Genomic DNA, 12,555 nt, shown 5'->3' with positions numbered 1-12,555 from the left:
AAAAATCCTGAACAGCATGTGCTTTCAGGATTTTTTAGCTATGTGGTCGGTTGAGTACTATCAGAACAAAAAGCGGCTCTCACTCGGTTGATCATTGATCAACGGAATGAGAGCCGCTTTTGTCTATTTGCCCTAATGAATAATTCGCAATAATGATTAACATTACACCATATCACGCAACATTTCTTAGGCACCAAGTTTTAACAAAAACAACTCCAGACCCAGCACTTTGTCTACAGCGCCTGTTTTCATTTGATAATCCAGCTCACTCAGATGGCTTAAAATCAGTCGTAAACGTTCAGGTTGAAATTTACGTGCCTGCTCCCCAGCAATTTTGACTGCATAGGGGTGAAGTCCAAGCTGGCTTGCAATCTGCTGCTGTGAATAGCTCTGTTGCCCAAGCTCCTTCACTTGAATCATGATTCGGAACTGTCTAGCGATCAATGCCGCAATTTTGATAGGCTCTTCGCGCTGTTTCAACAACTCATAGAATAGGGATAACGCCTTCTCAAGCCTTAGATTCGCCAATTCCTCTACTAGAGCAAATACATTCTGCTCCGTGCTACGCGCAACCAACGATTCGATATCCGCACGTCTAATCATGCCACCGTTTCCAGCAAAAAGGCAGAGCTTGTCTACTTCAGCAGATAACGTCTGTAGACCTGTGCCAGCAAAACTAACTAGAATATCCGGAGCTCCAGGCTCAAAGGTAACCTCACGTTGTTTAGCCAGCTTCACAATCCAGTTCAACAACTCTTCCCCACTAAGTGGAGCAAACGAAAGCACAATGGCTTGCTTCTTCGCAGCTTTCACTAACTTTTTGCGCTCGTCCAGCTTATCCCCTTGGGCTAAAAATACGATTGTACTGTAATCCGCAGGATTATCCATGTATGTCAGCAAGCGATCAACTTGATGCTCAATTTTGGAATCCTTACCGGCTGTAAACAGATTCGCATCTCTAACAATAATTAGTTTACGTGGCACAAGGAAAGGAACCGTCTCCGCTTCTTCAATAACAACTTCTACAGGCGTCTCCGAGAGATCATAAGGTACAATCGCAAAATCTCGATGCTCCTCCTCAATAACCTGTTCCTTCAACATATCCGTAAATTGCTGTATCTGGTATTTCTCCGTTCCGTACAGCACATATATCGGAGCCGTATCCCCACTTCGTATTGCTTTTGTTGCACTCTTCACATCCATCACGGTGCCTCCTTATCCCTCTTATCCTACCAGAAAACGTGACAGACAACAAAGGGGCCTTCAATCCACCATGTGGATGAAGACCCCTTAGTCCTACATCTATATAAACGCAGCACCAACCACTCTAGAAGAGGCTGATGCGCGGTCATACGACGTCAGTTGTTATAACTGATATAGGACGTGGTTTACTTCCATTATATTCGGATGCAGCTAGAATGTTCTTCCATGGACAGTTGATAACCATAATATGGTACGATCGATTATTTCCCGGAATTCTCGCTGTCTGCTGCTGGAGCTACATTAAATGATTGTTTCAGTGCTGCTCCATCCTTCTCTGTCTCATAATTGAATACAGTGCTATCCTTGGACCAGCTAGCCGATTTCAATGTTCCTTCCAGATCACGTTGTTCTACTAGATTCAGAACGTCAGAATCACTGGCAGATTTAGAATAGACACTGAGCTGGTTGCCGATCTGTATAACCAGATAAGAACCATTCGGAGACTTCCACTCTGTTGCAGGAGGAGTCACCGCAGCAGCAAACCCACGATCTGGAGCAACCAATCCATTGTTACCTTCTGTCGCCTGCTCAGGGCTCTGATCTGCATTAGGAGCGACCATCCCCGTTGCTGGTTCGTCATTATTCACATGCGGCACTACATCTTGCGTTGAAAAAGACTCTGACTCTCCAGTTTCAGGATCAGTTCCAGCACCATCATCTGAACGCCCTTGAGGAGCATCAGCACTTCCCGGTTCTACACTCTTTTGTTGATCAGGTTGTGCTTGATTAGCATTCCCTTGATTCTCCGAAGGAGTTGACGCAGAAGGTGTTTCTTTCGGCGCATCGACTTTTGCCCCAGCATCAGCCGAAGGCTGTTTCGGTTTTACATCTTCCTGTGGTTGAGTTTCCTGCACGTTCTCCGACTCATTCTCCTCAGGATTTACTGTCGAAGTAGATTCTTGTGTATCAGGCTGTGTATCAGGCTGATCTTTGGACAGCCCTGACATTGTACTGTTATCTCCTTCTGTAGGAGCAGCGGAATCCTCGTTGCTAATTTCCATTCTCAAAGCGTTCTGATCCTCATTACCGCTTTCTTGAGCACTCCCTGCACCCATCATTGACTCTGCATTTTCAATTTTCTCAGGCTTATAACCCCACATAGCTACGCCTAATACCAAGACTGCTGCCGCAGCCCCCATAGACATTCGACCAACCATAGAATTAAACCATGAGGGTTTAACTTTCCGCTCACTTGATCGTTGTAAATTTTCAAATGCAGCAGGGACAGGACTCATTTCTTGCATTGTGCTGCTCTGTTCCCTCCGCGCTTCGTCGATCGCATCTAATTGAGGCATAATTGCATCCACTAAACTAAACTTTGGGGTTACTTGCGGTAAATCTTCCAGTTCTCTGGACAAAGCTCTGAGCAAGCTAAAATTCTCGGCGCACTCCGGGCACTTGGCCACATGTTGTAGCAACTGCTCGGTCTCCACCTCACCCAGATCATGATCCAGATACCGGTGCATCCATTCCACCACCTCATCACATTTCATCCTGTCACACCACCTTTCTGATACTCCTGTAATAGATTTTGCAATTGTTGTCTAGCTCGGAATAAATAAGACTTCACCGTATTCAACGGAAGATCAAGACAGTCCGCAATTTCGTTATACGATAAATCCTGTAAGTATCTTAGAACAATCACGGTTCGATGATGCTCTGGAAGCTTGTTGATCGCCTCCTGAATATCTTTTGCCACATACGTGGACATGACTTCAAATTCTACATTTTGATTATCTTGAAAAACCATCTCATGCTCGTCAATCGAGACAGAAGGCTTGGTTCTTCTAAATTTGTCAATACAGATATTCGTTACAATGCGTTGAACCCATGTTTTGAATTGTGCTTTTTCTTCATAAGAATTAATCTTGGTGTAAATTCGGATCAACGCTTCCTGAGCAGCATCCAAAGCGTCTTGTTCATTATTTAAAATGTAAAATGCGGATCGATAAACATGCTGTTCAATGTTCCGCAATAGGGTAATTAGAGCGTCGCGATCGCCCGATTGAGCGGCTCTGATGAGTTCCGGCTCTACCACAAAGGATCCCCCTCTCCCTGCAACCTTACAGACGTGACCATCAATAAAATTGTTGCAAAGTTAAGTATTTTTTTATTGGCATCATAAAAATAACGGCTTATGTATTAAGGGCCGCCCAAAATCTTCTTTTAGAATAACAGAAATTGCATAAAGCGTCATCACAGCAGTAAAAAGCTATTCCAGTACTTACACGATTCAATTGATGGGCAATAGCATATATTATAGCAAACAGGCTTCAGAAGCAAAAATTAAAAAAAAGTCGAATTTTGTACAAATTTAAGCTCTTTTTAATGCAATTTTCATGAAAATAGTGTATTGTAAATTTACATTCATAATACGAGGTGATGAGCATGCCAGCTCTAGCGAAAATTCAATTGTTAAAAGAACAAATGCCTAAGGAATATCAAAGCATTTCTCATTTTGTAGAACATGCACTGGAATCCATTGATACCTTGGTAGAGGAACATCGGAAATACACTGCTGCACAAGCGTTATACGGCGATAAAATTGTCGGATCGGAAGAACGCTTGTACAGAGAAACCGTACTTGATGTTCGTGAGCAGCTTCTGCTTACGCTTGAGAAAACAGTAGAAGACCTTCTGCATAAAGGTGATAAGCACTGGAACAAACATTTCAAAGATGGCGTTGAATAGTTTCAACTAGCAATTAAATAGCCCGTTTCCGATCCCTCTCAGATGGAGGGTACGGGAAGCGGGCTTTTTTGTTCAGTCCTGTAACTTGTAATCAAAAGAAATGAATAATTCGTGTAATGATCAGTAAATCACAATCAGTTTGCCATTGGCAAATCCTAAAGCTCTTACACCTGCGGAGCTAGAATATACCCAAGCTTCGATCTTGCCTTTTGAACTTGTTTCATACGAAATGCTCGTTGGATCCCCCCACGCCAAGCGCGCCTGCGTCATGTTCATTCCTAGAGCTACTTCTCTAGCAATAATTTTATTCCATGTGGACTGAGACCAATTGTATTTCTTATAAGGATCAGAAGAGAAGAATTGGTCAGAATCAGCAAGCATTTCCGTCACACTAGAGGGCGCACCTCCTGCATAAGCAGAAACCGTTTTTCCTTTAGCATTACTGAATACAACGGTGTAACTTCGATCACTGTTGCTCTTTTCAATTTTGATATCCGTAATGGTCACTTTGCTGAAACGTTGCCCCAGACTCGTATCACTGTTAATCCAGTAAGACTTGCCAATGAATCGACTAAGATTCCCCAGCTCTTTTTTCTTGAGCAGTGCACTTGTGTCCTTCGATTCCACCACAATAGAAGAATCTCCAACCAGCACCTTGGCCTGCTTTAGCTCAGCATCCCATTGAACCTGAATGACTGAAGTCTGTCTTAATAAGTCAGCAGGAAATACAGTTTGGGAGTTTAAATGAGTGATGAAATTAATCAAAATACTATTCGAGAAAAATATCCAATGTCCTGCAATATCCGAAAATTCATCATTCCCTACCCTCCAATTTATATCGAATATCAATTTCCCCACCTTTGACCCTCATCTGGATCTCCCCCATCTGATCTGTTCGATAGATCTCGGATCCCGTTTCCCCCAGACGTTCCATTACTCCCGGATTGGGATGACCATAGGTATTGTTGACTCCAGCGGAGATTACAGCGGTTTTGGCATTCCAATGTTGAAGCCATGCTTCGGTTGACGACGTTTTACTACCGTGATGAGCCACCTTCAGGACGTCAATGGAGATCGACTCCTCCTCCACCTCCTTCGTTGCCGTCTCTTCTGCATCACCAGTGACTTTCCCAACCGTTTTGTTGCTCGAAATCATTTTCATTAGTTCCAGAGGAACATCCTTATTAACAATTCCACCTTTTACATTCTGTCTTTCAAACTGGGTAGCAAGCGAGCCATTCTGAATCATATGGAGCAGATCTTGCTCGGCTGCTGCATCCATATCTCCCGTGAACAAAAATGAAGCGCCAGCCATATTCAGCAAAAAGACAACCGAATCATGATTTTGATGTTCAGATACAGGAGTACCATCCTCAGCCTCAAGATGCAAGGTATCTAGATCTGGATTAATAAAATGTAACGTAGTCTCCTCATCGGCTACGTAAGACAGTCCTTGCCGAATTGCATATAGCGGTATATTACGCTCAATAGCTGTATCTATAAGTTTATCAAAATTGCTCTTACCACTTGTTGTGCCATTGAACATAAAACGCTCCACTGGAATCTGTTCCAGTACAGCTTGTAATCCCCCAGCATGATCCTGATCGGCATGGGTCACGATAACGGCATCCAGCCGATGGATGCCTCGTTTTTTCAGCAAGGGTACAACCACCTTAGCTCCAACTTCATAGGGATCACGCCGAGTTTTCCACGATTGATCAGGCTTACCGAAGCTAACTGTACCCCCACCATCAACCAAGATATGCTTCCCCTCAGGCGTTGTAATTAACGTGCTATCCCCCTGACCAATATCGAGAAACTGAACTACACCCGTCCGCGAAGGCTGTGGAGTCTGATAAGCCCACCATAACCCTGCAATTAAAGTAATCGCAAGCAACCCGCATATCCATCGTTCATAAACAGGTCGTTGTCTCCCCGGATCATCTCCCGCTCCTCTAGCCCGAAATGCACTTGTATACTCTGGCCAGGCAATACTTGCGCTGAGTGTTGTCATCGAACCCTTGTGCTTTGCTTGCGCTATATGATTCTGATTCAGTGGGTAAAGAGAGGACTTGAAGGCAAGTCTGCCATTCATCTTAGAGGTCGCCCATGCTGCATCTTCGCGTTTCAAAGGTTTGGTCTCTTCCTCAATATGACTGCTCCATTGCGGTTCTTGACCATTCCCTTGAAACCATATACGTAATAGTGCATACAACACTCCGTAATAGACTCCAACCCACAGCCAGGTAGGCGTAGCCCAGATGAGTACAAAACCAGGCAAACTATTCAACCACTCAATGCCAGCAAAAGTCAGTTTATTTAGGAGGATCACCAGCCAAGCAAACGGTTTGGCCAGAGGTAGCCATATCATAGACAATAGCAATGCAACGGCTCCTAGGGGTAAAACTACTGCGCTAATGAGGGAAACAAAGAGGAAATTGGCTACAAACGATAATACTGAAAATTGATTGAAATACAATATGGTCACTGGAAATGAAATGAGCTGCGCTGTAACAGTCACTGAGGCTGTCGCAGCCAGTGCTTTCGGTAATTTTCTAAACAGACGGTTAATAAAGGGCATGTAGATCATTAAGCCAGCGGTGACTAGAAAAGAAAGCTGGAAGCTAACGCTCAGCAAAAAATACGGATTCCACCACATCATTAACAATGCTGCGGCACTAATCATCTGCAATCCATCTCTAGCCAAGCCTCGCCTAGCCATATACAAGCCAAGCATGGACATAATGCCTGCACGAATGACTGAAGGTGAACCGCCAGATAACATGACATATGCAGGGATCAGAAATAACACAATTGTGAGTGATGTTTCCCTAGTTAACCTCAGCCAAGACAACAGAAATAACAATGAAGCAACATACACGGCAACATGTGTGCCGGATATCGCTAGGATATGGGTAAGGCCAAGTTGCGAGAAGTGACCATAAGTATCAGGATCAATGTCCTTCGCCATGCCTATGATCAGCCCCTTCATATATCCAGCATGGGGTTCAGGAAATAAGTCCTCTAATGCAGAACCTAACTGGTATCTGATCATGTCATTCCAACGAAAAATATCAAAACGGCTCCAGCCTTCAGGCTGTATGGAAGTGATTGAGCTGGCACCTTTGACCTTAAACAACCAATGTATCTCCTGTGTCCGCAAATAATTACGATAGTCAAAGCCACCATAATTCCGGGCTTCCCCTGGTCTAGTGAACGAGCCAGTCAATATCATGGTATCCCCGCGGCTCCACGCCATCGCTATGTCCTGCTCTTCTTCTTCAGCTAGTTTGACTTGTACCATCAAACGCTCACCTACGTCATGCATCGGCTGTTGCTTCGGATCTACCCTTTCTTCGGTGCCAGATAACGGGTCTGATTCTGGATATATCGTAGAAAGTAACAGCTCAAAATCGGCTCGATCTCCATCCACACGAACAGCTGACGCTATTATACCTTCTAGCTTCGCTACATATCCATCAAGCTCCTGATGACTCCTTCCAGTGATCTCCGGCAAGACGCTGACATTACGCAGATCATTCCATTCCCAGTGAGCAAGACCACCTAGAAGCGATGCAACAAGTAATAGACGAGCCCAGCCACGAATATCCATCCAGTGAAAAAGGAGGGGCAAACATGCCAGCACTCCCACCAACCCCCACATAAGTGTCCACCCTGACAATGCACATCCCACTACACTTCCGCATAACCAACAGACTGTAAATAGCAATAACGGCCTACCTTTCATCCCAATCCCCCTTATCGTTTTTTTGCAGAAGCTAATCTAAAGCAGTTAAAAGCGGACTTTTTGAATAACCTCTAGAAGCAGAAAAACCCCCAGTAGCTAACGTAGCTAACCGGAGGTTCTTCCTCGATCTAAAGCGTATATAGTTAAGCAATTTCACATCACAATACTCACGCCCAGTAAAAGAGTCGACAGTATAAGAAGCTGTTATAGTCCTACCAGCCTAATAGTTTAGTCACTGATCGTCATCATCGTCTCACGTGGAGGCTGATATTGCTCCAACTTACGGAATGTGATCCCTTTTTGCGCCATCATACGTGTTACTTTACTGGTATCCTTAGGATACGGGCGATGGAAAACAATTTCTGTAATGCCGCTGTTCGCAAGCATGTTAGAACAGGTCCAGCAAGGTTCATCTGTCACATAAACAGAAGAGCCCTCCCGATCGATTCGATCCGTGAACAGAAGCAAATTTTGCTCCGCATGAATGGTGCGAATACACCGTTGCTTCTTGACCATTTCTTCTTGACCATCAGTCACAACCAGTTCATACTCTTCGGATATCATGCATCCTGCTTCTGAACAATCAGGTACGCCCATAGGTGCCCCGTTGTATGCTGTTCCGAGCAGTTTTTTCCCTTGGACAAGCACTGCACCTACATGCCGACGCGAACAGCGGGAGCGGGTTGAGACCATATAAGCAATATCCATGAAGTAAGTATCCCAGTCTTTGCGTACATCTGTTGTACTCATATTTGCATCCTCTCCCGATTGAAATAATCTAATTTAGCGAATCTGCACATAAGGAGCCATCTTCTCCAGCATTTTCATACCTATTCCTTTTACTTTGGTCAAATCACTGACTCTTGTAAACGATCCGTGTGCATTTCGATAATCAACGATGGCCTGTGCCTTCTTCTCTCCAATGCCTGGAAGCTCGGTGAGTTTAGAGACAGGGGCTGAATTGATATCAATCTTACCATTGTCGACAACCTGTTGCTCTGGTGGACTTGTAACCTGCTGTTCAGGCTTCATTTCTGTTTCAGTTGAGTTATTCGTGACCGCTGCAGACGTAGCAGATTCCATATTACCCACGTCTGGACTCTTCTCTTCCGATGCCTTCCCCTGCATCGTAGAAGAAGCCTCACTGTCTCCAGCAGGATTCACCCCCGCATTGACCGGTGTGGCTTGTTCTACTACAGCTTGCGTTGACAACTCACTATTTTGACCCAAAACAGCCGACTCTACAACAGCAGATTCCTGTTTGAGCGTCGGCGTTTGGGCGGCAATCTGCATCGGTTCCCAGCCAGAAGGCGGCTGTTCACTTTTGCCTGACCATAATATAAGTATTGTTCCAATTACCGCAGCACCAATAGTCCATCCTTGTTTCCATCTCATTCGTCTACACCTCTCCCTGTTATCAAAATAGATTAATTTTGAACACGGGCGGTGCTTCCGAACCGTCTATAAATGGACTACAAACTCCACATTCCTTTTTTGATGTCATGTCAAACAAGTTATGCTGCATAGACTAGAAGGAACGAACTACGCCAGTACCGTAAAGCATGAAAGGAGGCCTGAAACAATGAAGGTTGGATTTATCGGAACCGGCAGCATGGGAAGCCTGCTGATCTATGCCCTGATCCAATCCGGAGCATTGGAGCCGCGGCAGATCGCCGCAAGCAATCGTACCCCTTCCAAAGTGCGTCAGTTATCCCTCCGTTATCCCGGTCTGCATGAATCACAGAGTAATCGGGAAACCGTTATCCGAAGCAACATTATCTTCCTCTGTGTGAAGCCGCTTGAATTCAAACATGTTATTGACGAGATCCTGCCCGTCGTGAATCCCAATCATATGATTGTCTCGATCACTAGTCCCGTGCAGCTGCGTCATCTGGAATCTTCACTTCCTTGCAAAGTCTCCAAAGTTATCCCAAGCGTCACACATCAGGTCGGCAGCGGAGCGTCATTATGTATACACGGTGAACGAATGACACCTGAAGATCGCACTGTGTTGGAAGGCTTGCTGAGTCATTTCAGCAAACCTTACCAAGTGGATGAAGCTTGCACACGCATAACATCCGACTTTTCCAGTTGCGGACCTGCATTCATATCGTTCTTTTTGGAACAGTGGATTGAGAGTGCCGTCAAGCTTACAGGGATCAAACGAGCAGATGCATGCGCTCTTGCAGGCGAGATGCTCCTTGGAACAGGTAAACTGCTCACTGAAGGAGGGTATACGCCTCAAGAACTTCAAGCTCGTGTTGCTGTTCCCGGTGGCATCACTGCCCAAGCTTTGGCACTACTCAAGATTAGTCTGGACGGTGTGTTTGATAGCCTCATTCACACCACCCATGACAAATATGATGAAGACTTGGTAAAACTTAATGAACTATTCCAAGCCAGTGAGATTAACCGGCAACAATATTAACCAGTTTGCCTGGAACGGCAATGACCTTACGAATGGTCTTGCCTTCCAGAGCCTGCTTCACAGGTGCAAGCTCCATTGTGAAGTCTTGCATGCCCTGTGCATCCAAATCCTTCGCAACAGTTGCCCGTGTTACAATTTTGCCATTCACTTGAACGACAATCTCCACTTCAGCGTCTACCGTCATAGCTTCGTCATATTCTGGCCAAGCTACGTAACTAATTCCACCTTCATGACCTAAGCGACTCCACAGCTCTTCCGCCATATGTGGCGCAAGTGGTGACAGTAATTGCACGAAGTTTTCCATCGATTCACGTGGCAACGTATTCGCTTTGTATGCATCGTTGATGAAGATCATCAGCTGACTGATCGCTGTGTTGAAGCGCAGATGTTCCAGATCATCTGTAACCTTCTTAATTGTTTTGTGAGCAGTACGCTTGAATTCTTCTGTACCGCCATCCGCTGTAATTTTATCATTAATTGCGCCTGTATCCTCGTTGATGAAGAGACGCCATACACGTGACAGGAAGCGGTACATGCCTTCAACCCCGTTAGCATTCCACGGTTTTGTTGCTTCCAGTGGTCCCATGAACATCTCATACAAACGCAGAGTATCTGCACCAAATTCATTTACAATTTCATCTGGGTTAATGACATTACCACGAGATTTACTCATTTTCTCATTATTAGTTCCCAGGATCATACCTTGGTTCACAAGTTTATGGAATGGCTCTTTCGTCTGAACTACGCCCAGATCATACAGCACTTTATGCCAGAAACGTGCATACAGCAAGTGAAGCACAGCGTGCTCTGCTCCCCCGATGTACAGATCCACAGGCAGCCATTGTTGTTGTTTCTCCTGAGAGATCAATTCCTTGTCGTTATGTGGATCGATAAAGCGCAGGTAATACCAGCAGCTTCCCGCCCATTGCGGCATGGTGTTTGTCTCACGACGTGCTTTCATTCCAGTTTCAGGGTCAACCGTATTCACCCACTCAGTTACATTCGCCAGTGGCGATTCCCCTGTACCCGAAGGCTTGATCTGATCGATGTCCGGCAGCAACAATGGAAGTTGATCCTCAGGCACAGTCTTCATCGTTCCATCTTCCAGATGCAGAATTGGAATCGGCTCTCCCCAGTAGCGTTGGCGGCTGAACAACCAGTCACGCAGACGATATGTTGTTTTACCTTCACCTTTACCGCTGTCTTCCAGCCACGCAATCATCTTCGCAATCGCTTCTTCGTTGTTCAGACCATTCAAGAAATCAGAGTTAACGTGTGGTCCGTCTCCGGAATACGCTTCCTTGGTCACATCCCCGCCAGCAACAACCTCAATGATATCCAGTCCGAATTGCTTCGCAAATTCCCAGTCACGTGTATCATGCCCAGGAACCGCCATAATTGCACCTGTGCCATAACCAGCCAGAACATAATCGGCGATCCAGATAGGCACCTTCGCTCCATTTACAGGATTGATGGCATAAGCTCCTGTAAATACACCTGTTTTGTCTTTGGCCAAATCGGTACGTTCCAGGTCACTCTTACGTCCAGCTTGCTCCTGATAAGCTTTGATCGCTTCACGTTGCTCAGCTGTCACAATGGCATCTACCAGCTCATGTTCTGGCGCCAATACAGCATAACTAGCTCCAAACAAAGTATCCGCACGAGTCGTGAATACCTTGATTACTTCCTCACGTCCCTCAATGGCAAACACCACTTCTGCTCCTGTGGATTTACCAATCCAGTTACGTTGCATATCCTTAATGCTCTCGGACCAATCCAGCTCTTCCAGATCCTCCAAGAGGCGCTCAGCATATTCAGTAATTTTCAAAACCCATTGACGCATCGGTTTACGGACAACAGGGTGATTACCGCGCTCACTTTTACCGTCAATGACCTCTTCATTAGCCAGCACTGTACCCAATGCTTCGCACCAGTTTACAGGCACTTCATCAACGTAAGCGAGGCCTTTGTTGTACAACTGGATGAAGATCCATTGCGTCCATTTGTAATAATCCGGATCCGTTGTGCTGATCTCCCGATCCCAGTCATATGAGAACCCAAGGGATTTAATCTGACGACGGAAGTTGTCAATGTTACGGAATGTGATCTCACGTGGATGTTCACCCGTATCAAGTGCATGCTGCTCAGCAGGCAAACCAAAAGCGTCCCAGCCCATCGGATGCAAAACATTGTATCCACGCATACGTTTGTAACGAGAAACGATATCCGTTGCTGTATACCCTTCCGGGTGACCTACGTGCAGTCCCGCGCCTGATGGATATGGGAACATATCCAATGCATAGAACTTCGGTTTAGCCGGGTCCTCGCCTGTTTTGAACGTTTTATTCTCATCCCAAAATTGCTGCCAACTTTTCTCCATCACTTGCGGCTGATAGCCGTGCTTCGGCTGGTGATTCTCACTCAT

10 protein-coding genes are annotated in these 12,555 nt (G+C 45.4%); 2 read left to right on the top strand and 8 right to left on the bottom strand.

Translation table 11 applies throughout. The features are described from left to right. Positions 1 to 186: 186 nt before the first annotated feature. From holA to ASD24_RS12085, 3 genes are all read right to left on the bottom strand, one after another. Positions 187 to 1,203, bottom strand: a complete 1,017-nt coding sequence (holA, locus tag ASD24_RS12095; RefSeq protein ID WP_056695958.1) for a DNA polymerase III subunit delta — start codon at positions 1,201 to 1,203, stop codon at positions 187 to 189. A gap of 260 nt (positions 1,204 to 1,463) precedes the next feature. Beyond that, positions 1,464 to 2,756: a zf-HC2 domain-containing protein gene (locus tag ASD24_RS12090; protein WP_056695954.1), complete on the bottom strand. Its 1,293-nt coding sequence runs from the start codon at positions 2,754 to 2,756 to the stop codon at positions 1,464 to 1,466. Then, complete coding sequence (locus ASD24_RS12085; protein ID WP_056695951.1) at positions 2,753 to 3,301, bottom strand: RNA polymerase sigma factor; 549 nt, start codon at positions 3,299 to 3,301, stop codon at positions 2,753 to 2,755. The genes ASD24_RS12090 and ASD24_RS12085 overlap by 4 nt, the downstream gene beginning before the upstream one ends. 350 nt (positions 3,302 to 3,651) lie before the next feature. On the opposite strand from ASD24_RS12085, the gene ASD24_RS12080 reads away from it, so the two are divergent. Then, the gene (locus tag ASD24_RS12080; protein ID WP_056695947.1) at positions 3,652 to 3,954 is read left to right on the top strand and encodes a hypothetical protein; all 303 of its coding nucleotides are present in this window, start codon (positions 3,652 to 3,654) and stop codon (positions 3,952 to 3,954) included. A gap of 120 nt (positions 3,955 to 4,074) precedes the next feature. Here the strand turns inward: ASD24_RS12080 and ASD24_RS12075 are convergent, their stop codons facing one another. The 4 genes from ASD24_RS12075 to ASD24_RS12060 form a co-directional block, all read right to left on the bottom strand. Then, the gene (locus ASD24_RS12075; RefSeq protein ID WP_162248949.1) at positions 4,075 to 4,812 is read right to left on the bottom strand and encodes a hypothetical protein; all 738 of its coding nucleotides are present in this window, start codon (positions 4,810 to 4,812) and stop codon (positions 4,075 to 4,077) included. Further along, on the bottom strand, positions 4,769 to 7,702 hold the full coding sequence (locus ASD24_RS12070; protein ID WP_082560383.1) for a ComEC/Rec2 family competence protein: 2,934 nt from the start codon (positions 7,700 to 7,702) through the stop codon (positions 4,769 to 4,771). The genes ASD24_RS12075 and ASD24_RS12070 overlap by 44 nt, the downstream gene beginning before the upstream one ends. Before the next feature lie 228 nt (positions 7,703 to 7,930). Next, positions 7,931 to 8,452, bottom strand: a complete 522-nt coding sequence (locus ASD24_RS12065; RefSeq protein WP_056695941.1) for a deoxycytidylate deaminase — start codon at positions 8,450 to 8,452, stop codon at positions 7,931 to 7,933. Positions 8,453 to 8,485: 33 nt separating this feature from the next. Then, on the bottom strand, positions 8,486 to 9,097 hold the full coding sequence (locus ASD24_RS12060) for a ComEA family DNA-binding protein (RefSeq protein ID WP_056695938.1): 612 nt from the start codon (positions 9,095 to 9,097) through the stop codon (positions 8,486 to 8,488). Positions 9,098 to 9,284: 187 nt separating this feature from the next. Between ASD24_RS12060 and comER the strand changes: the two genes are divergently transcribed. Further along, entirely contained in the window at positions 9,285 to 10,130 is an 846-nt protein-coding gene (gene comER, locus ASD24_RS12055; RefSeq protein ID WP_056695937.1) for a late competence protein ComER, read from the top strand. On the opposite strand, the gene leuS is transcribed toward comER, so the two are convergent. After that, positions 10,111 to 12,555 (bottom strand): leucine--tRNA ligase, encoded by a 2,445-nt coding sequence (gene leuS, locus ASD24_RS12050; protein WP_056695934.1) that lies wholly within the window; start codon positions 12,553 to 12,555, stop codon positions 10,111 to 10,113. The two genes, comER and leuS, sit on opposite strands and share 20 nt — an antisense overlap.

It is taken from the genome of Paenibacillus sp. Root52, assembly GCF_001426865.1.
Classification (GTDB): domain Bacteria; phylum Bacillota; class Bacilli; order Paenibacillales; family Paenibacillaceae; genus Paenibacillus.
This window is presented reverse-complemented; position numbering and strand designations above follow the sequence as displayed.